The organism is Blautia sp. MCC269 (genome assembly GCF_018785655.1).
GTDB lineage: Bacteria > Bacillota > Clostridia > Lachnospirales > Lachnospiraceae > Blautia_A.
In genome coordinates this window covers 100,627-124,214 of sequence record NZ_WQQE01000006.1, presented here as the reverse complement: position 1 = coordinate 124,214, position 23,588 = coordinate 100,627, and the positions used below count along the sequence as shown (strand labels likewise).

General features: G+C 44.0%; 22 protein-coding genes. 21 read left to right on the top strand and 1 reads right to left on the bottom strand.

Annotated features, from left to right (window positions below; all coding sequences use genetic code 11):
* Window positions 1-17: 17 nt before the first annotated feature.
* Window positions 18-1,286 carry a Glu/Leu/Phe/Val family dehydrogenase gene (locus GPK88_RS01940; protein WP_148445422.1) on the bottom strand — a complete coding sequence of 423 codons (1,269 nt, stop codon included), beginning with the start codon at window positions 1,284-1,286 and terminating at the stop codon, window positions 18-20.
* Between the two features lie 225 nt (window positions 1,287-1,511).
* On the opposite strand from GPK88_RS01940, the gene GPK88_RS01935 reads away from it, so the two are divergent.
* The 21 genes from GPK88_RS01935 to GPK88_RS01835 all read left to right on the top strand — a co-directional run bounded on the left by GPK88_RS01935 (window position 1,512) and on the right by GPK88_RS01835 (window position 23,582).
* Window positions 1,512-2,375 carry a MurR/RpiR family transcriptional regulator gene (locus GPK88_RS01935; protein ID WP_173762065.1) on the top strand — a complete coding sequence of 288 codons (864 nt, stop codon included), beginning with the start codon at window positions 1,512-1,514 and terminating at the stop codon, window positions 2,373-2,375.
* A 144-nt stretch (window positions 2,376-2,519) separates the two neighbouring features.
* Complete coding sequence (locus tag GPK88_RS01930; protein ID WP_173762066.1) at window positions 2,520-3,482, top strand: FHA domain-containing protein; 963 nt, start codon at window positions 2,520-2,522, stop codon at window positions 3,480-3,482.
* A 19-nt stretch (window positions 3,483-3,501) separates the two neighbouring features.
* Window positions 3,502-5,802: an ATP-binding cassette domain-containing protein gene (locus GPK88_RS01925; RefSeq protein WP_294408809.1), complete on the top strand. Its 2,301-nt coding sequence runs from the start codon at window positions 3,502-3,504 to the stop codon at window positions 5,800-5,802.
* A gap of 14 nt (window positions 5,803-5,816) precedes the next feature.
* On the top strand, window positions 5,817-6,119 hold the full coding sequence (locus tag GPK88_RS01920; protein WP_173762067.1) for a WXG100 family type VII secretion target: 303 nt from the start codon (window positions 5,817-5,819) through the stop codon (window positions 6,117-6,119).
* A gap of 14 nt (window positions 6,120-6,133) precedes the next feature.
* Entirely contained in the window at window positions 6,134-6,466 is a 333-nt protein-coding gene (locus tag GPK88_RS01915; RefSeq protein WP_173762068.1) for a WXG100 family type VII secretion target, read from the top strand.
* Between the two features lie 47 nt (window positions 6,467-6,513).
* Entirely contained in the window at window positions 6,514-6,822 is a 309-nt protein-coding gene (locus GPK88_RS01910; protein WP_148445407.1) for a hypothetical protein, read from the top strand.
* A gap of 41 nt (window positions 6,823-6,863) precedes the next feature.
* Window positions 6,864-7,163, top strand: coding sequence for a WXG100 family type VII secretion target (locus tag GPK88_RS01905; RefSeq protein ID WP_148445404.1), 300 nt, complete (start codon window positions 6,864-6,866; stop codon window positions 7,161-7,163).
* Between the two features lie 13 nt (window positions 7,164-7,176).
* Window positions 7,177-7,491: a WXG100 family type VII secretion target gene (locus GPK88_RS01900; protein ID WP_148445401.1), complete on the top strand. Its 315-nt coding sequence runs from the start codon at window positions 7,177-7,179 to the stop codon at window positions 7,489-7,491.
* Between the two features lie 31 nt (window positions 7,492-7,522).
* On the top strand, window positions 7,523-12,529 hold the full coding sequence (locus GPK88_RS01895; RefSeq protein WP_215707498.1) for a type VII secretion EssC family protein: 5,007 nt from the start codon (window positions 7,523-7,525) through the stop codon (window positions 12,527-12,529).
* The gene (locus GPK88_RS01890; RefSeq protein WP_148445394.1) at window positions 12,526-12,774 is read left to right on the top strand and encodes a hypothetical protein; all 249 of its coding nucleotides are present in this window, start codon (window positions 12,526-12,528) and stop codon (window positions 12,772-12,774) included. Before GPK88_RS01895 ends, GPK88_RS01890 begins: the two co-directional genes overlap by 4 nt.
* 13 nt (window positions 12,775-12,787) lie before the next feature.
* Window positions 12,788-13,948, top strand: a complete 1,161-nt coding sequence (locus tag GPK88_RS01885; RefSeq protein ID WP_215707497.1) for a serine/threonine protein kinase — start codon at window positions 12,788-12,790, stop codon at window positions 13,946-13,948.
* Window positions 13,949-13,985: 37 nt separating this feature from the next.
* A complete protein-coding gene (locus GPK88_RS01880) occupies window positions 13,986-14,777 on the top strand; it encodes a PP2C family protein-serine/threonine phosphatase (protein WP_148445388.1) in 792 nt (263 codons plus the stop codon).
* A 43-nt stretch (window positions 14,778-14,820) separates the two neighbouring features.
* Window positions 14,821-15,753, top strand: a complete 933-nt coding sequence (locus GPK88_RS01875) for a serine/threonine protein kinase (RefSeq protein ID WP_215707496.1) — start codon at window positions 14,821-14,823, stop codon at window positions 15,751-15,753.
* Between the two features lie 2 nt (window positions 15,754-15,755).
* On the top strand, window positions 15,756-16,994 hold the full coding sequence (locus GPK88_RS01870) for a hypothetical protein (RefSeq protein ID WP_215707495.1): 1,239 nt from the start codon (window positions 15,756-15,758) through the stop codon (window positions 16,992-16,994).
* A complete protein-coding gene (locus GPK88_RS01865; protein WP_215707494.1) occupies window positions 16,995-17,744 on the top strand; it encodes a PP2C family protein-serine/threonine phosphatase in 750 nt (249 codons plus the stop codon).
* A gap of 21 nt (window positions 17,745-17,765) precedes the next feature.
* Window positions 17,766-18,389: an FHA domain-containing protein gene (locus GPK88_RS01860; protein WP_148445376.1), complete on the top strand. Its 624-nt coding sequence runs from the start codon at window positions 17,766-17,768 to the stop codon at window positions 18,387-18,389.
* Window positions 18,380-20,113, top strand: coding sequence for an FHA domain-containing protein (locus tag GPK88_RS01855; protein WP_148445373.1), 1,734 nt, complete (start codon window positions 18,380-18,382; stop codon window positions 20,111-20,113). Before GPK88_RS01860 ends, GPK88_RS01855 begins: the two co-directional genes overlap by 10 nt.
* A 13-nt stretch (window positions 20,114-20,126) precedes the next feature.
* Window positions 20,127-21,014: a DUF4234 domain-containing protein gene (locus GPK88_RS01850; protein WP_215707493.1), complete on the top strand. Its 888-nt coding sequence runs from the start codon at window positions 20,127-20,129 to the stop codon at window positions 21,012-21,014.
* A gap of 18 nt (window positions 21,015-21,032) precedes the next feature.
* Window positions 21,033-21,770 (top strand): FHA domain-containing protein, encoded by a 738-nt coding sequence (locus tag GPK88_RS01845; RefSeq protein ID WP_148445366.1) that lies wholly within the window; start codon window positions 21,033-21,035, stop codon window positions 21,768-21,770.
* Window positions 21,767-22,564, top strand: a complete 798-nt coding sequence (locus tag GPK88_RS01840; RefSeq protein WP_148445363.1) for a DUF4422 domain-containing protein — start codon at window positions 21,767-21,769, stop codon at window positions 22,562-22,564. The genes GPK88_RS01845 and GPK88_RS01840 overlap by 4 nt, the downstream gene beginning before the upstream one ends.
* Window positions 22,548-23,582: a glycosyltransferase family 2 protein gene (locus GPK88_RS01835; protein WP_148445361.1), complete on the top strand. Its 1,035-nt coding sequence runs from the start codon at window positions 22,548-22,550 to the stop codon at window positions 23,580-23,582. Before GPK88_RS01840 ends, GPK88_RS01835 begins: the two co-directional genes overlap by 17 nt.
* Window positions 23,583-23,588: the final 6 nt, after the last annotated feature.

Below are 23,588 nucleotides of genomic sequence, written 5' to 3'. Positions count from 1 at the left end.
GGTTTACAGTCTGGTTATCAGCCCATGGAGATCGGGCCGCCGCGGAGTTTGCCTGCGGTGGTAATTCTCTTGATAGCAACCATGTATGCTGCCATACGGAGTGTTACGTTTTTCTCCTGGCTGAGGGCATAAACTTCGTTAAATGCGGTAAGCATGATCTTCTGAAGCATCTTGTTGACTTCATCAAGATCCCAGGTAAGGTTCTGGATGTTCTGTACCCACTCGAAGTAGGAAACAACAACACCACCTGCGTTGGAAAGGATATCCGGGCATACGATAATTCCTCTGGAGTTCAGGATCTCATCTGCCTCAACAGAAGTCGGTCCATTGGCTGCCTCGATAATGAGTTTGGCCTGGATGCGTCCTGCGTTGTCTTCTGTGATTTGGTTCTCCAGGGCAGCCGGGATCAGAACGTCGCATTTACATGTGATCAGGCCGTCGTTGGTAACGTGGGAAACACCTTCTGCTTCGTATTTATCGAGGGTATTTCCTTCGGAAATAAATTTGCGGATTGCCGGAATATCAAGTCCGTCCTCGCAGTAAAGACCGCCGGTATAATCACTGACAGCAACAACTTTCTGGCCATTCTTATAGAAAATCTCAGCGGCAGTTCCGCCAACATTTCCCATACCCTGAACAGCGATGGATGCTTTTGCAGGGTCAATATTGTTCTTTTCCATGCACTGGTAAGCGATGATGGTAACGCCACGTCCGGTAGCTTCCACACGGCCTACGGAGCCGCCGATCTCGATCGGTTTTCCGGTAACAACACCTGGAACAGTATGGCCGGTGAACATGCTGTAAGTATCCATGATCCATGCCATAACCTCACCATTTGTATTAACATCCGGAGCTGGGATATCTTTATCCGGTCCGATAATCGGAAGGATACGTGTGGTGTAACGACGGGTAAGACGGATCAGCTCCGCTCTGGAAAGCTTGGACGGATCAACTTTGATACCGCCTTTGGCACCGCCGTAAGGAATATTTACAACGGCACATTTAAAGGACATCCATGCTGCAAGAGCTTTTACTTCGTCCATGTCGGAATTCTGATGGTAACGGATGCCACCCTTGCACGGTCCACGTGCGCTGGAATGCTGAACGCGGTATCCTTCAAATACCTTAATGGAACCGTCGTCCATACGGATCGGGATAGAAACCTTAAGTTCACGTTCCGGGTAGCAAAGTGTTGCGTAATCTTCGTAGCTGAGACCAAGAGCCTCTGCAGACTGCTTCAGGACAGAGAGCATATTGTCGTAAGGATTATACTTTTTATCTGCCATTGTTACCACTCCTTTGAAAATAAATATTTTTTCTCTTTCGTTTAAGAATAATATTATTCATCTGATGAGCTGAGTATAGCACGCTGTATCTGAAAAGTAAATAATTTTATTCATGAAAATATATATAAAAATATTTATATCTTTTTGGCGCTTTTCCATAAGCCTGTGATAAAATAAAAAAACCAAACGCTTTACCAGCGATAACGATGACGGGGAGGATCTTTCATGGAAAATCAGTTACAGAATCTGATTATTTCAGCACAGCTGACACCAAAGGAAAAAGAAGTTGCAGATTATGTTCTCGAGAATCTGCAGAAATGCTGTTTTATGACATCAACAGAGCTGGCCGGAGAGCTGAACGTGAGCTATTCCTCCGTGATCCGGCTTACCAAAACTCTGGGATTTACCGGATATCCGGATTTTCAGAGCTTTCTGCGGGAAACTTATGCAGAACAGTCCAGAGACGTGGATACCGGAATTCTCATCCCTGCAGAGCGTATTGAAGCAATTAAGAAAAAAGAGCACAAGGCAACGGTACAGGATACCGTATGTGCCTACACTCTCAGCAATATTCAGAGTACCATCGCCAGCAACACGGAAGAGCAGTACCGTAAGGCCAGCAGTATTCTTATCAACAGTGATGTGAAATATATTTTTTCCTCAAGAGGATCTACCTGTGTGGGAGAATTTCTGAATACCATCCTAAGACAGACCCTTCCCCATGTGTACAATTACGGAAGCCACGGTCAGAATATGTTTGATTTTGCCAGTGATCTTAAGAAGGGAGACGCAGCTGTTTTTATTACCTATTCCAGATATTCCAGGCTGATGTATCTCACTGCAGAAATGGTACATAAGCAGGGAGCTTCCATCATCCTTCTGACAGACAAACCTACCTGTGAAGCAGCCAAGTTCGCAGACGTGGTTCTGACTGCCAGGGGCGACAGCAGTGAATTTTATAATTCCTATGTGGCAGGAATGTTTGCCGCAGAAATGCTCTGTGCATATATCTGCAGGGAGACAAATTACTCCAATCAGGAGCTTCTGGAACGCATTGACGAATATACGTCACAGATCGGGAATTTTTGACAGAAACATCATAGAAAAAGCATTATTGACATACTTTCCGGCAGAAACGGCAGGGAATTGTAGCCTTTAAAAGTCTGGATTTTATGATATGCAGATGATATAATCTTTACATAATATCTGTATATAAGTAAGGACGCGGGAAGTATGAAAGAGAACAATCAAAAGATTCAGAAAAAAAGCTGGGGTATAATAATCGCTGTTTTAAGTGTATGTATTATTGCTACAGCTTTTTTTGATTATGTAAACATCAATCTGGCAGGAAAAATCCCGATTCTGGACAAAATACTGGAGTTTGCGGGAATATCAGAAGAGTATCTGAAAATTTCCCCAAGTGAACTGATCTCCCATACATCCAGTGCACAGGATATTCTTGGAGAACTGGGAATCGACAGGGGTGGAGTATTCTGGAAACTTGCAGTATTTCTGTTTCTCCCTTATGTTTTTGCGGTCATTTCGGCAGTTTTTGGATTTTCTGACAAAACATCCTCGGAAGTTGTATCAGCAGTATCTGCGCTTCTGGGAATTGTAAGCCTGTTTGTGGACTACCTGCTGATTATTCCACACAGCATAGCAGCAGTAACAGCGGAATACAAGGTTTCCGGACTTCTGAAACAGGTGCTGGATGTGGACATAGAAAAGACAGTCAGGACGGCAGTGGCAGAGTCCTTCTGTGCCGGGTTCTGGATCTGCGTGGCCCTGTTTGCGGGAATTGTTGTTGTTTCTGTTGTGCGGATGCTACGGGAGCAGAAAGAGGAGGATACCGTGGATGAGGAAGAACAGAAACCGGTTCTTCGATGTATGTTTGGAAACATGAAGAACATGGAGATCGAAATGGGAGAATCCGAAATCCTGGTAGGAAGAGATGTACGCAGATGTGCGCTGATTATGACGGAACCGGGAGTGGATAACGTGCACTGTATGATCCGGTTTAATAGTGAAAGTAATGACTACGGGATTGTTGACATTTCCAGTACGGCAACCTGTATTTTCAGAAATAATGATGTAGATGGAGAAGCAGTTCCTCTTCAGAAAGGTGTGATGTGCACCGTGGAAAGAGGAAGCTGGATTGCCGTGGGAGACCGGGATAATCTTCTGCAGCTTCTCTGAGATACAGAAGGAGAAAAGTGTGGAACAGAAAAAATATCTCATTATCATTGATAATTTTGGAAAAATTCAGGAAGTTCCTCTGGAATCTTTTGGAAAAGACCGTCTGATACTGGGATCAGATCCCGTACAGTGTGATATCGTCATTCGTTCGAATATTATTTCTCATGTACATGGAAAACTGAAATTTATGGGCCCCAGGGTGCTGTTTGCAGATCTGAACAGTACCAATGGAACCATTGTGGAAACAGACGGATATCAGAAGTATCTTCATGGAAATACAACATACCATGAGCTGAAAAGCGGAAGTATCTTAAGAGTCCAGTCCAGACAGAGCACGCCGGACAAATCTATCGTAATTCTGTATACAAACGTATCAGAAAAGGGCGTATGGCGAAAAGCACCTCTGCTTTCCGGCAGGCTTTCCATTGGACGTGGGGACGGAAATGACATCATCTTAAACCATCCTTGCATATCAAGAAAACATGCCTGTATTATAAAAGAGGGAAAAAGGGCAGTACTTGTGGATAACAGTTCCAACGGAATTTTTCTCAACGGAAAAGTTGTAAACGGAAAAGCAGTACTCCATGAGAAAGACGTTATTACCATCTTGAACAGTACATTGCTGTACACCGATGGAAATGTATTCTACAAGACATCCAGACAGGGTACCCATATTGATGTCACCGATGTAAACAAATACGTTGGAAAAAATAACAAAAAAATACTGGATCAGGTAAGCTGCCACATCGGAAGCAATGATTTTGTGGCAATTATCGGAGGTTCCGGTGCAGGAAAAACAACACTGATGAACGCAATCAGTGGTTTTGACAAAAAATTTGCAGGAAATATCAAATATAATGGAGTGGAGCTCAAACCCCATTTCAATGAGTGGAAGAGCATTATCGGCTACGTTCCCCAGGAGGACATTATTTTTGAAAACCTGACGCTGCGTAGGATGTTGTCTTATACCGCTGACCTGAAAATGCCCTCCGACACCTCAAAAGCAGAAAAAAACAAAAGAATCGATCAGGTACTGGGAATGGTGGAACTCATCCAGCATCAGAACACCCTGATCCGGAAGCTTTCCGGCGGACAGAAAAAACGTGCCAGCATAGCCGTGGAACTGCTTGCTGATCCGAGTGTATTTTTCCTGGACGAGCCTACATCCGGCCTGGATCCGGGAACAGAACAGAAACTGATGATTACCTTAAGCCGCCTTTCCAAAACACAGGGAAAAACAATCGTCATGGTTACCCACACCACACAGAGCCTGGAACTCTGCGACAAGGTTATTTTTATGGGACAGGGCGGAAGGCTCTGCTTCTGCGGAACTACGGAAGAAGCCAAACGTTTCTTCAATACGCAGAATCTGGTAGACATCTACAATATGATCACAGAGGAGCCTGTGGCATGGGCGCAGAAATACAGACAGGCATCCCAGAACGAAGAATACATCCAGGAAAAAGGCGGCGACGAGATACGGAAAAAGAAAAAATCCGTACAGATCCGGCAGCTTCCGATCCTTACCCTTCGTTATATGGAACTTCTGAAAAATGATCTTCCGAGACTGGCGATTCTGTTTTTGCAGCCGATTTTGATCGCACTGCTGTTGTCAGTGGTTGCCAATGACAAGGTTTTTGATATTTATGAAGACACGAAATCCATCCTGTTTTCCTTAAGCTGTGCGGGAATCTGGATCGGACTTTTCAATTCCATACAGGAAATCTGTAAAGAAAGAGTCATTCTGAAAAGAGAATACATGGGAGATCTGAAACTGCACTGGTATGTATTATCCAAGTTTGCGGTACAGACGATCCTTGGCCTGGTACAGGCGCTTCTGATTACCGGAATTTTTACCCTTACCGTAGGAGCGGCAGATAAGGGAATTCTTTTCTCCGGTCCCTTTGTGGAAACCTTTATTACAGTATGGCTGACAATTGAAGCTGCTATGGCACTGGGATTTGTGATTTCTTCTCTTGCAAAGAGCGGAGATAAGGCCATGACGCTGGCGCCGTTTGTGCTGATTATACAGCTGCTGTTTTCGGGAATTCTTTTTGAACTGAAAGGTGCAGGTGAAAAAATTTCCTATGTGACTATCAGCAAATGGTCCGTGGAAAGCCTTGGAAGTATTGCACGGCTGAATGATCTTACCATGAAAATCCAGCAGCAGATTCCGACGGCAGAACACAAATTTCAGGAAATTTTCAAATCAACAGGAGCGCATCTGACGCAGAACTGGCTGATTATGGGCGGAATGACAATTGTGTGTATGATTTTATGTACCGTACTTTTGAGAAGCCTGTCAAAAGACGGACGGTAGGAAGGAGAAAAGTTATGGGGGACAGAATCAGAGCAAATATAAGTACCATGTCCAGAGAATTTGCGGATATGGAAAATCTTCAGAAAGCAGCCCAGAACAGTCTGGACGAGCTTGTGAATGCCATTCATGCACTGAATGGCAGCTGGGAGGGAATGGCTCATGACGCACTGGTCAGTGTGTTCAATTCCGATCAGGAAAGTATGCAGGAAACGCTGAGACTGCTGGGGGAATACATTTCCGCACTTGTGGCGGCACAGAATGAATACCAGAACTGTGAGCAGCAGGTCGAAAGCAGGATCAGTTCCATACGCGTCTGAGAGGAGGAGAATTTATGGCTGGATATGGAGTGGGTTCAGATGCCCATATAAAAGTTCAGACAGAAGCGCTGATAGAAAGAGCGGAAAACGCAAAAAGCGCAATTTCCACCATGGAAAACCGTCTGAATGAAATTTCACAGAAAGTAAACCAGATGTCAGGATATTGGGAAGGGGAAGCTGCGGACCGTGCCAAAAACCTTTATCAGAAGCAGCAGGAAGCAATGCAGAAAATTCTTCAGGAGCTGAAGGGATATCCGGATAAGCTACTGACGATATCCGGAAACTATTCAACCGTAGAGCAGGCCAACCAGAATGAATCCGGAGGCCTGAAAAACAACATACTTTAACCAGATATCCGCTTGATATAATAGCTGTTTGAACAGGAGGGGGATGTATGAGTCGTTATACCATAGAGATGAATTTCGCAAAGGCCAAAGGCCAGGCAAAAGAACTGGACAATGCCGCTGCCAGGCTGGAGAGGATCGCATCCGGAAGTATGGAAGATGCGATGAGTACCATTTCCGGAAACTGGAAAGGGGAAAACGCGGGAAATTATCTGCGTAAAGCAGAAAAAGTCCAGAAAGATATTCTTAATGTGAGCAGGGAGCTGAAAAATACAGCGACGGCAATCAGAAACATCGCACAGGTAACTTATAATGCTGAGATGGCCGCACTGGAACTGGCTCTTAAACGAAATGTATAAATAAAACGGTTATGCTCTGACCGAAAAAAGGAGGAAATTTTATGGCAGAATTTCAGGTAACAGCAAGCACACTTAAACAGAAAGCAGAAGAGCTCAGCACATTAAACAACAACTTTGCAAAAAAAGTTGAAGAATTAATGGCATCCGAAAAATCCCTGAGCGGAATGTGGGAAGGCCAGGCAAAAGAGGCATTTGAGAATGCGTTCAACACAGATGCCGGAAAAATGAATCAGTTTAAGGCAGCAGTAGATGAATACTATTCAAGACTTCTCACCATCGTTTCCCAGTATGAGCAGGCTGAGTCCAAGAACGTAAGCGTGGGAACAACAAGAACTGTATAAGGAGGAAAATAACATGGATGGAACAATCAAAGTATCAACACAGGAATTAAGAAGTGCATCAAGCCAGTTCAGCAGCTACGGAAGCGAAATCCAGAACCTGACATCACAGATGCTGTCCTTGATTTCAGGAATTACAGGAGCTGTATGGTCCGGTGAGGCAGCAAGCGCTTATCAGAGTAAATTTGCAGGCCTGGAAGCAGACATTTCCAAGATCAACAAAATGATCCAGGAACATGTTACAGACTTAAATACAATGGCTGACGAGTACGACCGTGCAGAGCAGCAGGCACAGCAGGAAGCATCTGCGTTAAAAAATAATATTATCTGACAGGCAGATAATACATGAGGTGGCGAAAGATATGAGCTATGTACTGACAATATACAGCAAGGAAATATATCAGGATTTTATACTTCCTGCAATTGATAATGCCGATTATACAATTGTACTTCAGCAGAAAATATTTTCACTTTCCGATGATGTTCTGGTCAGAATGGAAATTGTGGACGGAGAATGGCGTTTTGTCCAGGGTGAAAATTATCGAATCGTAAAGAACGGAAAGAGCTATATCCGAAAAGGTCTGCACAATGGAGAGGCACTGAATCTTGAACTGTTTAATACATTAAATTTTGCAGTTATGATACAGGAAAAAACAGGCGGTTTTACTGTATACAAGAAATATCTTTTGCCACCGGAAGGAAAAATCTACATCGGAAAAAACAAGGATAACCACATCTGCTACGATTCCATGGGACTGGTTTCGGGCATCCATGCATCCATTGAAATGAACCATATGAACTATATTTTAAGGGACATGAGCAGAAACGGTGTTTATGTCAACCATAACCGGATCAAACAGATGCATGTGCTGCAGTATGGAGATACCATCAACATCATTGGACTGAAGATGGTATTTCTGGGAAATTTCCTTGCACTTGAAAAACCGGGAGGATCTTTCCGCATTAAAGAAGATGTAATTGTCCCACTGGAAAGCGGAGACATTATGGATGCTGTAATAGCAGCAGCTCCGGACCCTGTTTCCGAAAAGAAAAAGAAATATTTCAACCGAATTCCACGAAATCTGAAAGTTATCGACGTGGAACCCTATGTTATCGAGGGGCCTCCCGGAAAAGACAATTCCAGAAGAGCTCCCTGGTATCTCACAGTAGGCCCGGCCCTTACCATGGCGATCCCCATGACACTGGGCTGTGTGCTGTCTATTGTAGGAAGCGGAAGTAATTCTTCTGTCTTTATGTATACAGGACTTATTACCGCATTTGGTTCTGCGGTACTTGGAGCTGTATGGGGCGGCGTGCGTCTGAAATACGATGCAAAAGTCCGCGTGGAAACAGAAGCGCACAGAACAGAAGCCTATGCGGAATACCTTACAGATATCGAAAAGAAAATTGAAGAACAGTACGAAAAAGATATCCAGATCTTAAATGACCGGTATCCTTCCGCAGACATGATCTGTGCCCTCCGGGATAACAATTCCACACTCTGGAACCGTAATGTGACACATACCGATTTTATGTACCATCGACTGGGAATCGGTGCCCTGCCATTTCCATCACCGGTAAATATTCCGCCGGAGCGCTTTATGCTTTACAAAGATGCTCTTGCAGACAGACCGGAAGAGATCCGGAAGAAGTTCGAAAAAATGCAGGATGTCCCGATCTGTGTAGATCTTCTTTCTCATTCTCTGATAGGTGTTCTTGGCGGCTCCAAAAAGCAGGGAGCCTATGAAGTAATCCGTGTTCTTCTGACACAGATTGCGGCTGCCAACAGCTATACAGATGTAAAAATGGTACTTACATACAACAAAAACCTGGGAGCGGAGCAGGAGTGTTTCCGTTCATTCCGGTGGTTCCCGCATACCTGGTCCACAGACCGGAAATTCCGTTTTGTGGCAGATGAGCCGGAAGAAGTTGCAGACGTTTACTATGAACTGACTCAGCTTCTCCGTGAAAGAAAAGAAGAAAAAGCCTACGGGGAAGAAAAAGCTCCCCTGCCATTATACGTTCTGGTTGTCAGTGATATTTCCATGCTGAACAATGAGCTGATCAGTAAATATGTCTTCGACAAAGACCCGCAGCTGGGCCTGATCACCATTATTCTGGCAGAAAAATTTGAAGATCTTCCAAACAGCTGTGAATACATTATTGCCAATGAACATGACGGCGGCAAATTTACAGGAGTATATTCCGTACGTGGAGAAGAGCAGGAGCGGATCAGTGTCTGCTTTGACAATATCACCAACGCATCGGTTGAAAGCTTTGCCCGGAAACTGTCTGACATTGAAGTGGAAGAGATGCAGAACGGTGGAGAAATTCCGTCCTCTGTAACATTCTTTGATATGATGGGAATCAGTAAACTGGAAGAGCTGGACGTTGCCACCAGATGGGCAAAAAACCGTACCTACGATTCCATCCGCGGTCTTCTCGGAAAAAAAGCAGGCGGAAACCTCTGCTATCTGGATGTTCATGAAAAATATCACGGACCTCATGGCCTGATCGCCGGAACAACAGGTTCCGGTAAAAGTGAAACCCTGCAGAGTTACATGCTGTCCCTGGCAATCAATTACAGCCCGGATGATATCGGATTCTTTATCATTGACTACAAAGGTGGTGGAATGGCCAATCTGTTCTCAGGCCTGCCACATATGATGGGACAGATCTCCAACCTTTCCGGAAACCAGATCCACCGTGCAATGGTATCCATAAAGAGTGAAAACCGCAGAAGACAGCAGATTTTTAACGATTATGGTGTAAACAATATCAACGCCTACACCAAACTGATCAAATCCAATGAAGCACAGACTCCGGTACCGCATCTGTTTATCATCATCGATGAGTTTGCGGAACTTAAGAGAGAAGAGCCTGACTTCATGAGAGAGCTGATCAGTGTTGCTCAGGTAGGACGAAGCCTTGGTGTACATCTGATTCTTGCCACACAGAAACCAAGCGGTACAGTAGATGACAATATCTGGAGTAACTCCAAATTCCGTCTGTGTCTGCGCGTACAGGACAAGCAGGACAGTAACGACATGCTTCACAAACCGGATGCAGCTTACATCACCCAGGCAGGCCGTGGATACCTGCAGGTAGGAAATGATGAGCTTTATGAGCTGTTCCAGTCCGGTTACAGTGGTGCTCCATACGATGAGGACGGAGGAGACAACGGAAATGAAACCGTCCGTATGATGACCATTCACGGAAGAACTGCCATCGTCGGAAACCGTATGAAGATGCACAGACAGGAAAAAGCCAAGGCAATGTGGCTGAAAAAACTCGTAGAGGCAGCGGAACAGGTAATTGCAGATGGCAATACTCCGGAACACCTTCTGAACAACCCGGTACTCTTAAGACAGTGTGCGGAGAAAGTAACCGATAATCTCATAAAGAACAACGTCAATGTATCCTCCGGTGAAAACGGCCTCCAGCGAATGGAAAATATCGTAAGACTTTGCTGCATGGCAAACGACAGAAGCACTGGTGCAAAAGTAGATTATATCATTCAGGAAGAAAGTGCACATTCCGTCAAGATACCGGAAACAAAACAGAAAACCCAGCTGGATGCTGTTGTGGAATATCTTGGAAAAGTTGCAAAAGAGCGTGGATATGACCATGAATTCCTTCTGTGGCTGCCTGTCCTTCCGGAAAATCTCTATCTGGAAGAGCTTTCCGGATACTGCGAGACTACATTTAACGCAGGTTCCTGGCCGACATGGAAGAAGTGGAACTTAAAAGCGCCGATCGGTCTCTGCGATGACCCGGTTAATCAGGCACAGCGTACCCTGGAAATTGATTTTGCAGCTATGGGCCATCTGATTGTAATCGGTTCCGTAGGAACCGGAAAGAGTGTTTTCCTGCAGTCACTGGCATACTCCCTGATTCACAGATATTCTCCGGAATATGTGAACCTTTACTGCATCGACTTTTCCAGCAATGCCATGCGTGGATTCGAAAAATCCGCACATGTGGGCGGTGTGATGTACGAGCATGATACCGAAAAAATCTCCAGATTTTTTAATATGCTCACAGAACTTATGGAAGAGAGGAAAAAACTCTTCAAAGGTGGTAACTACGAGCAGTATGTTCAGGCTATGGGCGTGAAAGTACCGGCAGTCTTTGTATTTATTGACCAGTATTCCAGTTTCAGGGAAAAGACCGGAAATATTTATGAGGAACAGATGGTACACCTTTCCAGAGACGGAGCAGCCTGCGGAATCTACCTTGTTATTTCCGCAGCAGGATTCGGGCTTACCGAGATCTCAAACAATGTAGGAAGAAACATCAAAAATGTCATCTGCCTTGAAATGGGAGACAAATTCCAGTATATGGATCTTCTTCACACCATGCAGATTGAGGTTCTTCCGGAAACAGGCGTAAAGGGACGTGGACTTGTAAAACAGGGCGATGTTGTTCTGGAATATCAGACAGCACTTGCAGTGAAAGCCGAAGACGATTATTCACGTATCGAAAAAATCGAAAAAGAATGTCTGCGCCTGAATGCAGCATGGCATGGCAAAAAAGCAAAACAGGTTCCTGTAATCCCGGATGAGCCGGTCCTTGATGAATTTATCGAACTGGATGCAGTAAAAGAGCAGCTTCAGAGCGGACACCTTCTTCCCATCGGATACGATGCGGATAATGCCAATCCGTATGCGCTGGATCTTCACAGGATCTTCAGCTATCTTATTTCCGGCCGTGCGAAGACAGGAAAGAAAAATCTCCTTAAGATTCTCATGAAGATGGGAGCACAGACAGGAATGAAGATGTATGTGGCAGATTTTTCAGGAAAACTCAAAGAGGCCGCAGCAGAAAACAATGCCGTATTCATTGATACAGACAGAAAAATGTACGATGCGTTCATGGAATGGCAGACGGAGATCATTGAGAAAAACGGACGCAAAAAAGAGATGGAAGCAGCCGGAAAGAGCGATCTTGAGATCTATCAGGAGATGGCATCCATGGGTCTTTCCTGCATGATGATCAGTAATCTTCCGGAATTTATCAACCATATTATGTATCCGGAAAAAGATGTGCCGCTTATGGCAGGATTCCTGGAAAACATCACAGAAAAAGGTGCAGGCCTGGGAATTTACTTTATCTCCGCGTATACGCCGGATGAGATTACGAAAGTCAAAGGAAACGCAATATACAATAACCTGGTCAAAAAGAAAGAAGGTCTGCATCTCGGCGGAAATGTAGGTGCACAGAACATTCTCAATTTTGATTATATTTCATATAAGGAACAGAATAAGGTTCAGAAAACAGGAGTGGCAATGCTGCCGTCTGTAGATGGGGAACTTACTTCTACACGGTTGATTATTCCACTTGCTGGGAAAGCAGATGCAGAAAAATGATAATTGTAGATGTATATGTACCGGTATATGAAAAGACCTACGATATGGAAATCGATGAAGGTCTGGGAATTGCAATGGTAATAGAAGAAATGGCAACCATAATCTGCCAGAAAGAATCCAGCAAAATGGGAGGAAATGTCAGTGAATTATGTCTCTGCGACGTGAGAAGCAAACAGATTCTTTCCCCGGAAAGATGTCTGAGAGATTATGGAATTACCAACGGCGGACAGCTGCTTCTGGTATAGGAGGGGAGAAACGATGGGCAACGTTATAGATGTGAACAACATCTGTGTAAACTGCATGCATACAATGGATGAGACAACAAGGTATTGCCCTTCCTGCGGATATGAAAGAGGCACATATGTAAATAATCCCCATCAGCTTCCGGCTTTTACGATCCTGCAGGGAAGATATCTGATTGGAAAATGCCTTGGAGAAGGTGGTTTTGGTATTACATATCTTGCCCTGGATCTTATCTCCGGCCAGCGTGTTGCAATCAAAGAACTTTTTGTACAGGGACTGCTGAACAGACAGAAGGGAAAAACCGTTCTGATCGAAAGCAGCCAGGAATCCATGAGATATTACCATATCTGTAAGGATAAATTTCTTCATGAAGCGCAGCTGCTTCATAATCTTAAGGAGAAAAGAGGCGTTGTAAACTTTCTGAACTATTTTGAAGAAAACAATACCGCCTACATTGTGATGGAATATCTGGAGGGACAGGATCTTTCCCAGTATTTAAAAGAACATAACAACAGGATTTCTTTTCATGAGACCTTTCAGTTTCTGCGGCCGGTGATGAAATCACTGATTGATATGAATGAGTCAGGGGTATATCATAGAGATATTGCCCCTGACAATATTCGCTATCTGAAAAGCGGCTGGATGAAGATCATGGATCTGGGAGGAGCCAAATATTCCTTCCAGGAGCAGGTAAACGGACCCAGCAGGATGATTGCCGTAAAAAAAGGATATGCTCCGCCGGAACAGTACCAGCAGAGCTATAAGATAGGCCCCTGGATGGATGTCTATGCGATGGCAGCCACATTTTACAGATGTGTTACCGGAAAAGTTCCACAGGAATCTCTGTCCAGACTGGAGGAGGATCATCTGGAAAAACCAGGACATTTTTGCCCGGATCTGAACAGTGCCACAGAAAAAGTCATTCTGAAAGGACTGGCACTGCGGACAGAAGATCGGTATATGGATATGAGATCTTTTTATGAGGCGATAAAAGCGGCAAATCCGGATACTATAGACAAGACAACTGTGGAATCTTCCAAACATCTGATTCCCAGAGATCAGGAAGAAGAATCTGAGGAGAATAAAATCCGGCAGAAAAATAAGACCGTGCAGAAGATTGCAATGGTTTGTACGATAATATTTGTAATACTGATGCTGATAGGATTCTTCCTCTGAATGCTTCAGAAAGTTATGGATAAAGCAGGTAGACAATATGAAAAAAGAGCAGATTCAGGTAGGGTGTTATACAATCATAGGAGACAGAAAATCCCAGCAGGATACCATGCAGTATGCATGGAAAGGGGATGATACAGTTCTGGCTGTAGTATGTGACGGTATGGGTGGCATGTCCGGTGGAGAACGGGCTAGCCGGAAAGCGGTAGATGTAATTTTCAAAAATTTTGCGGACAGTTTTGTGACAGATGAAACACAGTATTCGGAATGGTTGAAGCGTTCTTTTGTGGAAGCGGATGAAGCGGTGGCAGGCCTTACCGATGAGGCGGGAAACATTCTTCACAGTGGTTCCACAGTTGTAGGCGTTCTTATAAAAAATAACCGCATGTACTGGGCAAGTGCAGGGGACAGCGTAATCTATTATCTGGATACACAGGGAATCCACACGGTAACCAGGATGCACAACTACAATCTCAGGCTGGAACAGCTTCTGAATTCCGGGAAAATCACGGTGGAGGAAGCAAAAAAAGAAAGCATGAACGGACGTGGAGAAGCGCTGATCAGTTTTCTTGGCATTGGAGGACTTCCCCTTGTGGATTCCGGAAGCCAGACAATACTTATGAATCAGGGAGACATCGTAATTCTTGCCAGCGACGGTCTCTACAAAAGCCTCACAGCAGTTCAGATCCAGGCGATTGTTGAGGAAAGCGGTGGAAACATGTCGATTGCTGCCGAACGTCTGTGCAAAGAGGCACAGCGTCTTGGAGAGTGTAAACAGGACAACACAACAGTAATTGCAGTCAGATACAGCCTGGGATCTGGAAATAACTGAACAGCTGATTGGAGGAAACAGAGTGAAAAGATGCATGAATTGTATGAGTGAATACAATGAACAGAACAGCAGATGTCCCAGGTGCGGATTTTCAGAAGAAGAAATGAACGGAGCACAGAAGCTGCCGGAAGATATCCTGAAACCGGAAACTGTTTTGCAGGGAAGATTTGTGATTGGCCGTCCATTAAGCTGTTCCGACTATTCTTTTGTATATCTGGCATGGGATGGAGTGCTTCGCAGATGCGTGGCCATCCGGGAATATTTCCCTGGACGGCTTGCCAGAAGAGCAGGAAATGAAGTAGTCTGCCGGTCCGGCAGGGAAAAAAATCTTTTTGAAGCAGGAAAACTGGATTTTGAAAGTGAAGCAATGAAGCTTCATTATAATCAGGACATTAAACAGATTGTAAATGTCTACAGAGTAATAAAAGAAAACAATACCATTTATACAGTGATGGAATATCTTACAGGAATTTCTCTTCGTGACCTGATGGATATGGGTTTTGAACAGATGGGAATTTCCGAAAAAAATGTACTGAATGAAATTTTCAATACAATAACAGCAATACATGCAAGAGGAATCGGGCATTATAATCTTTCGCCGGATAATATTTATATTGATGAGACAGGAATTCGTCTTCTGGATTTTGGAGAAGCCAAATACAAAATGTATCAGGCAACCGGTGGGAGAGTGATCCGTTATGAAGAAGATTATATAGCACCGGAGGTGCTTTCAGGAAAGGAAGTCCGGATGAATGCAGATCTGTATTCACTGGGAATCCTGGAATATGAATTGTATACAGGAAAAGCAATTCCATACAGCAACCGGCCACAGCGGAGAAAAAAACCTCTGAAAACCGGAAATGCGGAGATGGAAAGAGAAATTAATATTCTTGCCGATACAGATTCAAAAAGCCGGCCAGTCAGCCTTGCGGAATATCTGAAAACAGCCGGCGGCAGGAAACAGGGGAGGGATTAAACGTGGACAGAAATGAGAAACAGAACTCTTTTCGAAATATCCAGAACTCCAGAGGGAGAGACCGAAAGCTGAAAAAATACCAGACAGCTTTTCATATCAGTCTTGCGGCAGCCGTTATTTTTGCCGGATCTACAGGTGTGCTGGGATTTCAGTATCTGAATCTGAGAAACCAGGATACAAAAACGGAAGAAAATGCAGTAACTGCAGATGCAGATAATGAAAAAGAAGAAAACCAAACTGCATCAGCAGATAAGAAAGAGAAAAATGAACAGAAATCAGAAGAAACACCGGCACCGAAAACCGTGACACCAACAGTAACGGAAGCAATTGCGACTCCGACACCGAAAGTGACAGATACTTCGGATCAGGCAGAGGAATTTCAGAAACTTGAAAACAATCTGAAAAATAAAATTCCGGAAAATACCGTTGTGCAGATCACAGGTATTGGTGGCTATGACGGCAGCAGTTACAGCTCCAGTGAATCCGGTAAAATAGAAGGTGTGGACAATCTTCCGGAATATGCAAAACTCTTTATTGTAGGAGACGTATATAAACGGATATCCGATAAAGTATATATCCGGGAAAACGACGAGAAAGAAACGGATCTTGCAAAGATCGTTCAGGGAGCCCTTGACAGAAATAGTGAATCGGATAACTATAATGACAATGACAACAAATCCAGCAGGGAACTGCTTCTTCGTATCGGAGAGAGCGAAGACAAAAAAGATCAGAGAGAAGAAGCAGAGGACGACTATGGATATGTCATCCGTGATAAAGACAATAAAGATGACTATGACACAGATATAAAAAATGGTGTGGACGAGGTTAGCAAGTACATAGCAGAGCAGCTGCAGGCGGAGGAAAAAATAATAAAAGAAGAGCCTGCTGATACCCTGACTCTTGCCAATACCCTCACTCTTGCGGACTGTGAGGCATATCTTAAAAAACAGCTGACAGAAGGAAATGAAAAGTTATTTGAGCGGCTTGACGTAAAGCAGGACGATGCGAATATCCTTTCCGCCATTCAGGAAAAAACAGAGAAAAACGATAACATAACCCGGATCTGGCTATCCGGATCAGTGGGAGAAGATCAGGAAATCACCACAGTTGGTATATACAACGCAAAAACAGAAAAAGGCTACCTTTTAAGCGTTCTTTACAATAAAAAAGATGCAGATGAATCAGAAATTTCTTCCATCACATATGAAACACTGATGGAGGACAGTGGAAAAGAGGCATAAATGTTTGATTTCTTAAAAAAAACTCACAAAATAACATATGCCAGCGTCAGTTTTGACGGTACAAGGCCTTATAATGAGGACAGCCTGAAAATACTGGATACAGACCGAAGAAAACTTTTTATACTGGCAGATGGTCTGGGCGGCTGCGGAGACGGGAAACTTGCATCCCAGACAGCTGTGGACAGTGCAGAAGATACAGGGCGGGAAAGTACAGGTTCCGGAGAAACATTTCTGAAAGAACTTTTTGAAACAGCCCAGGAATCTGTCACAGAAAAAAAAGAGAACCCGGAAAAAGGAATGGCCACCACCATGGTTGTGCTGGACATTGAAGGAAAAACCGCACAGTGGGCCCATGTAGGGGATTCCAGGCTGTATTTTTTCCGGAAAAACCGTTTTGAGGCACATACAAAAGACCACAGTGTACCACAGATGCTGGTAAATATCGGACAGATTAAAGAATCAGAAATCCGTCATCACCCGGACCGGAGCAGCCTGCTTCATACCATTGGTTATCCATGGGACGGAAATCCCTGCGAGGCATCGGAGCAGATCCGTATCCGAAGCGGAGACGCATTTCTTCTCTGTAGCGACGGATTCTGGGAAAACATAGAAGATGCGGAGATGGAAGAGATTCTTGCACAGAGCCCGGATGTGGAAACATGGCTGGAAAATATGACAGAAGCAGTAAAGACCCATGCAGGAGATGCGGACATGGACAACTGTTCCGCAATCTGTGTATATATTGAGTAAAAGAGCAGAGGAAGGGAAAATATGGAACTGATAAAATGTGAGAATGGACATTTTTATGATCTGTCAAAATACGACAGCTGTCCATACTGCAAAAAAAAGAGCCAGGAAACTTCCCAGCTGCAGCAGAAAATCCAGGCAACTCCTGTATTCCGGGTTCAGAATGACAATATCAATGAAGCGGTAACTATGGCAATGCCTGTGGGAGGCGACCAGGATGTTTTTCTGGGGCACGCAGGAAGTGGAATCTCCGCAGGAGTTTCTGCAACCGATGATCAGGTGACCATGGCGTTTTATACCGGACCAAAAGGGGTATCCTGTGTTACCGGCTGGCTGGTATGTGTGGAAGGCCCGGAGAGGGGCAGAGATTACCGGATCACCCATGGAATGAACTGGGCAGGCAGAGATGTGGATATGGATATTTATCTGCCGCAGGATATGATGATCTCGCGGAAAAAGCACTGCGCTGTTGTATACGATAACAAGTCCAACAAATTCTTTCTTGTGGACGGAGGCGTCGGTCTTACATATCTGAATGATCATCTCGTAAAACAGAACGAAGTTCTGAAACTGGGAGATGTGATTACAATAGGAAAAAGCAAATTTGAGTTTATACCATTTTGCAGAGAGGGGCATCAGTGGGAGTGAAAAAGAAAAGAAGAATGACAGCCGTTCTGGCAGTGATCTGGTGTATTTTGCTGAGTGTAATTCCTGTGTTTGGTGCAGGAGACGATTACAGAATCGAGCAGCTCTACATCAACATGCCGGATGTGACGGCATACTACAGAAGTTCCCAGGGAGACAACAAACTGGAGGCATATCTTGGCGGCGAAAAGCTGACGCTGAAAGATGTGGAAAATTTTTCGAAAACAGGAGAAGCGGTTGAATATTATGTTCTGCTGGATATTTCCGGTTCCATAACAGGAGAACGTTTTACAGACATCAAAACAGCCCTTACACAGTTCCGTTCAGAGTTAAGGGAAAATGACAGCCTGATTCTTCTTACCTTCGGAAATGAGGTTACACAGGTTCTGGGCGGAACCGAGGACCAGCAGAGTGCTGCGGCAGTTATTAACGGATTACAGAATGACAATGCCAATACGGTATTATTTGATGCGATTAACACTGCGGCAGATATGATCTGGAAAGTGGGAGACAGTTCCGAAAAGAGAAGAATCATCACCGTGATTTCCGATGGAAAAGACTGTGCCGATGATACAAGAAATGCAGAAAGCACAGAAAACACGCTGAAATCCCGGGGAATTCCTGTTTATACCATGGCAGTGGAAAATAACGAAGGGGATACAGAAGCAGAGACCCAGAATTACAGAAGCAAATTTGCAGCTATGGCCAGAAATACCGGAGGTGTGCCATGGACCGTCGCAGATGGCGGAACAGCTCTGGATGGCCTCCATACAGTACGGGATGCGGTAATGAACAGTTACCGTGCCAGATTCCAGGCTTCCAGCAACCGGGTAAGCAACAAAAAAGAAGATTTTGTGCTTAAGTTTTTAAGTGCAGGGAATATGTCAGATACCTGTTCTGTTCTGGTAAGCAGAGGCCAGAAAGATGAAACCGCACCGGAAATCAAATCCGTAACAAGCGAAAAGGCGGACAGCATTTCCATCACCTTTACCAAACCGGTGGAAAATGCAAAAGATGCAGGTAACTACACGGTGACAAGAGACGGGGAAGCCGTTCCTGTAAAACAGGTAGTAGCCGGAGAAAACGCCAAAACAGAAGTGACCCTTCTGTTTGATGAGGATCTTTATGAAGCGGATTACGAAATCCAGCTTAAAAATATCACAGACCAGTCCAATGAAAAAAATCCTCTTGCACAGACAAAAGTAACACTGTCAACAGACTGGCCAAAGCCAAAAACATCCGTTATGGATCTGATCCTGAAATGGTGGCCGCTGGTGCTGACACTAATCTTTGTGATACTTATTGTGGTAGTACTGGTTGTTCTGAAAAATATCAAAAAGAAGAAAAATGTACTGATCATTGAGGATCAGGTAGTGCAGGCAGATGAGGTAGAAGAACGAAAACACATTCACATGGATCAGATACCAGGAAAAAATATAATCATCTGGATCAGCAACGGAAAAGATACACCGAAGAGAATGGAATACCAGCTCCGTGGAAGCGCCATTATCGGCAGGGCATCCGGATGTGATATTTACTGTGACGACCCCATGATGTCGAAACAGCACTTTGTACTGGAATACGACAACGGAAAAATTTTTATCCACGATCTGCAGAGCAGAAACGGAACAAAAGTTAACGGAATGCCGGTGGAGAAGAAGTATCCGCTGCATTCCGGTGATGAGATAAAAGCAGGAAACCTGAAATTCAGGATTGAGTGGGACTGAGGAGGAAAAGAGTATGAACTACGAAAACAGATTAAATGATCAGCGCCGGATGTGGAAATTTCTGCTGTTCGGTATACTGACACTTGGAATTTATCAGCTTGTATTTTTGTATAAAATGAACAATGATATCAATACAGCCTGCAATCCGGTGCAGGATGAGGACGAATTTACATCTCCAAATTATATTATTGTTATTTTGTTGAGCATTATTACACTTGGTATTTATACATTTTTCTGGTATTATAAGCAGGGTAACCGCATTAAACATGTCGGTGAGAAATATGGTCTGCAGATTGATGAAAAGGGAAGTACTTATCTTTTATGGATACTGGTTGGTGTCCTTCTGTTCGGTATCGGACCTTACGTTGCACTTTATCTGCTGATCAGCAATACAAACAGAATCTGTAAGGCATATAACAACAGTGCAGGCGGAGTGAATGTAAATGTAAATATTAATATTGACTCCATTGCTCCTGGTTATATGAAAGATGATTCCTGGAAAAAAGAACTTGATGATAAAAATAAAGATACAGTAAAAATCGGAGTAAAAGTAAATGACGAGATCCCGACAACCGGCCTCAGCCCGGTGGGAACGCTTCGTTTCACAAAAGGAAATTTCAGCGGCAATGAAGTGGATATCCGTTCACAGCAGGAGATCATGATCGGAAGAAGCAGCCAGTACTGCCAGATCATTCTCACAGAACAGGATATCAGCCGGAAACACTGCTCCATTAAATATGAGTATCAAGGAAGTACAAGTGCTTATTATGTAACCGATTATTCAACATTCGGAGTAATCGTAAACGATTCACAGAAACTGGAAAAAGGCGTGACCCAGAGACTTCCGAAAGGAACAAAACTTACTCTTGGTCAGGGAAGCAACGAAATGATTTTAGGCTGAAAAAGGAGGGACTAAAAAATGGGAGCAAAATTAACACAGTGCCCGAATGGACATTATTATGATGCAGAACAGTACACAAGCTGTCCGTACTGCCAGAGTGTAACCAGCAATTCTTTCAATGATACAGACAGAGTGACCGATTCCTTTATTCCTGCACAGGGATCAGGATATGGCTACGGCGGAAATGGAAATGATGACAGGACAATGCCCATTGATCATATTTCCGAGCGTCAGCCAATGAGATACACATCACCTACAGCGACACCAACCGCACCGCTGAATCAGCGTACCGCTGCTCAGGAAGCCTACGATGAAGGCAAGACAGTGCCGTATTTCGGAGGATTTCCGGAGACAGATATTCCGGCAGGAGACAACGTTACAACCAATCCGTCATTCTCAGGAAACGTAAGAAATCCGAAACCGGTAGTAGGCTGGCTTGTATGTGTGGAGGGAACCAACTACGGACACAGTTTCTGCCTGTATGCAGGTAAGAACTTTGTGGGCCGTGCTTCCGATATGGATATCTGCCTTAAGGGAGATGACAGTGTGTCCCGTACCAAACATGCTATCATTACATATGAACCAAAAGAAAGAAAGTTCTTTGCTCAGCCAGGTGAATCACATGAACTGTTTTATGTAAACGACAACGTAGTTTTAACGAGTGCAGAATTAAAAGACAGGGATGAGATATCCGTTGGAAAAACAAAATTAGTATTTGTGCCATTCTGTGACTCTAAATATGGATGGGAGAAATGAAAGAAAAGAATAAACTGAAAATTGCTGTGGCAACTCACAAAAAATTCCAGATGCCGACACAGGCAGGATATTTTCCTTTACATGTAGGAAAAAGCCGACACACGCAGAAGCTCTCGGAGTATGTGGGCGATGATACAGGAGATAATATTTCAGACAAAAATCCGTTTTTCTGTGAACTGACAGGATTGTACTGGCTCTGGAAAAATACGGATTCAGAATACGTAGGAATGGTACACTACCGCAGGTACTTTCGGTCACTTAAGAAGTGCCATGGCAGAAACCGTATGAATTATATTTTGCAGGAGCCGGAAGTGATTCGGCTCCTGCAAAAGCATGATATTATACTTCCACGTAAAAGATATTATGTAATTGAAACGTTATATACCCATTATTCTCATACCCATTATGCGGAGCATCTGGAGTGTATGAGAAATATTTTACTGGAAAAAGAAAAATCCTATGTGCCAGTCTTTGATAAAGTAATGAAAAGAAGAAGCGCGCACATGTATAACATGTTCATCGCAAAAAGAGAAATCTGTGATGAATACTGTCAGTGGCTGTTTCCACTGCTTCTGGAACTAGAGGAACAGATTGATCCTGCCACCTATAATCCATATCAGGCAAGACTGATCGGCCGTGTGGGCGAACTTCTTCTGGATGTATGGATCGAAAAAAATCACATTCATTACTGTGAAGTACCGGTTCTGTACATGGAAAAAGTAAACTGGTTCCACAAGGGAAAAGCATTTCTGAAGGCTAAGTTTTTGGGAGAAAAGTATGACTCAAGTTTCTGACACAGATCTCAGTATTATCATTCCGGTATATCAGGTTTCGGAAGAACTTCTGCTTCGCTGCCTGAAAAGCGTGCAGGAGATTCAGGATCTTCGGAAAGAAGTAATTCTGGTAGCAGACGGACCAGATCAGGAAGTCTGTTCAAACCCGGCAATCCAGGCGTTTGCCGGGGAAGCGGAATTTAAAATCTCTTTTTATGAAAAACAGCACGAGGGAGTTTCCGCCGCAAGAAATTACGGAATTGACCATGCCGGCGGAACGTGGATTTTTTTCATGGATGCAGATGATTACATCTGTGCAGATGCTTTTAGGAAAGTCTGTCCCCTGCTGAAAAAAGAAGAAATAGATCTGGCAGTTATGGATTACTCCATGATACAGGGAGAGGAATGCAGCCGCCATTATTACAAAAAAGAAATGGAAGCCATGAATCCGGTCTGTTTCCAGAAGGATATTCTGAAACCTCAGTCAGGAGCAGGCTTTGTATGGGCCAAGCTGTACCGGAGAGAATGGCTTCAGGAAACAGGAGTCCGTTTTGACACAGAACTGTCAGCAGCGGAAGATGCGGAATTTATGTTAAGAGTGGCACTGAAGAATCCGAGAATCTGGAATGTGCCATATAACAGCTATTATTACTGCTATAATTCCGACTCTGCAGTGCACAGTTTCCGTGAGGATTATGCCGGACGCTACATAGACGGAATGAAAAAAATCCGCATGGACCTGGAAAAAGAAAAAGTTATGGCAAGACTTCAGGATGAATATGACAGCTGTGTTCTGTATCATCTTCTTCTGATTGCCGTAAATTATTCTTTTCATCCGGAGAATCCGGTAACCGGAAAGAAGCGGATAGAGAATTTCCGCATACTGCTGAAAAAAGAAATGTTTCGAAATTCGCTGAAAAATGTACATCCTGAGAATTTTTCAATGACAAGAAAAGTAACCCTGATCTGTATTCAGCTTCATTTATACAGGATGGTGCAGCTGATCGCCGGGGTAAGACACAGACAGCGCAGGAAATAAGGGGAC

Bases quoted from the DNA above. Each gene is read 5' to 3' on its own strand.
- GPK88_RS01940 (WP_148445422.1), bottom strand. From the start codon at position 1,286: ATGGCAGATAAAAAGTATAATCCTTACGACAATATGCTCTCTGTCCTG.
- GPK88_RS01935 (WP_173762065.1), top strand. From the start codon at position 1,512: ATGGAAAATCAGTTACAGAATCTGATTATTTCAGCACAGCTGACACCA.
- GPK88_RS01930 (WP_173762066.1), top strand. From the start codon at position 2,520: ATGAAAGAGAACAATCAAAAGATTCAGAAAAAAAGCTGGGGTATAATA.
- GPK88_RS01920 (WP_173762067.1), top strand. From the start codon at position 5,817: ATGGGGGACAGAATCAGAGCAAATATAAGTACCATGTCCAGAGAATTT.
- GPK88_RS01915 (WP_173762068.1), top strand. From the start codon at position 6,134: ATGGCTGGATATGGAGTGGGTTCAGATGCCCATATAAAAGTTCAGACA.
- GPK88_RS01910 (WP_148445407.1), top strand. From the start codon at position 6,514: ATGAGTCGTTATACCATAGAGATGAATTTCGCAAAGGCCAAAGGCCAG.
- GPK88_RS01905 (WP_148445404.1), top strand. From the start codon at position 6,864: ATGGCAGAATTTCAGGTAACAGCAAGCACACTTAAACAGAAAGCAGAA.
- GPK88_RS01900 (WP_148445401.1), top strand. From the start codon at position 7,177: ATGGATGGAACAATCAAAGTATCAACACAGGAATTAAGAAGTGCATCA.
- GPK88_RS01895 (WP_215707498.1), top strand. From the start codon at position 7,523: ATGAGCTATGTACTGACAATATACAGCAAGGAAATATATCAGGATTTT.
- GPK88_RS01890 (WP_148445394.1), top strand. From the start codon at position 12,526: ATGATAATTGTAGATGTATATGTACCGGTATATGAAAAGACCTACGAT.
- GPK88_RS01885 (WP_215707497.1), top strand. From the start codon at position 12,788: ATGGGCAACGTTATAGATGTGAACAACATCTGTGTAAACTGCATGCAT.
- GPK88_RS01880 (WP_148445388.1), top strand. From the start codon at position 13,986: ATGAAAAAAGAGCAGATTCAGGTAGGGTGTTATACAATCATAGGAGAC.
- GPK88_RS01875 (WP_215707496.1), top strand. From the start codon at position 14,821: ATGAGTGAATACAATGAACAGAACAGCAGATGTCCCAGGTGCGGATTT.
- GPK88_RS01865 (WP_215707494.1), top strand. From the start codon at position 16,995: ATGTTTGATTTCTTAAAAAAAACTCACAAAATAACATATGCCAGCGTC.
- GPK88_RS01860 (WP_148445376.1), top strand. From the start codon at position 17,766: ATGGAACTGATAAAATGTGAGAATGGACATTTTTATGATCTGTCAAAA.
- GPK88_RS01850 (WP_215707493.1), top strand. From the start codon at position 20,127: ATGAACTACGAAAACAGATTAAATGATCAGCGCCGGATGTGGAAATTT.
- GPK88_RS01845 (WP_148445366.1), top strand. From the start codon at position 21,033: ATGGGAGCAAAATTAACACAGTGCCCGAATGGACATTATTATGATGCA.
- GPK88_RS01840 (WP_148445363.1), top strand. From the start codon at position 21,767: ATGAAAGAAAAGAATAAACTGAAAATTGCTGTGGCAACTCACAAAAAA.
- GPK88_RS01835 (WP_148445361.1), top strand. From the start codon at position 22,548: ATGACTCAAGTTTCTGACACAGATCTCAGTATTATCATTCCGGTATAT.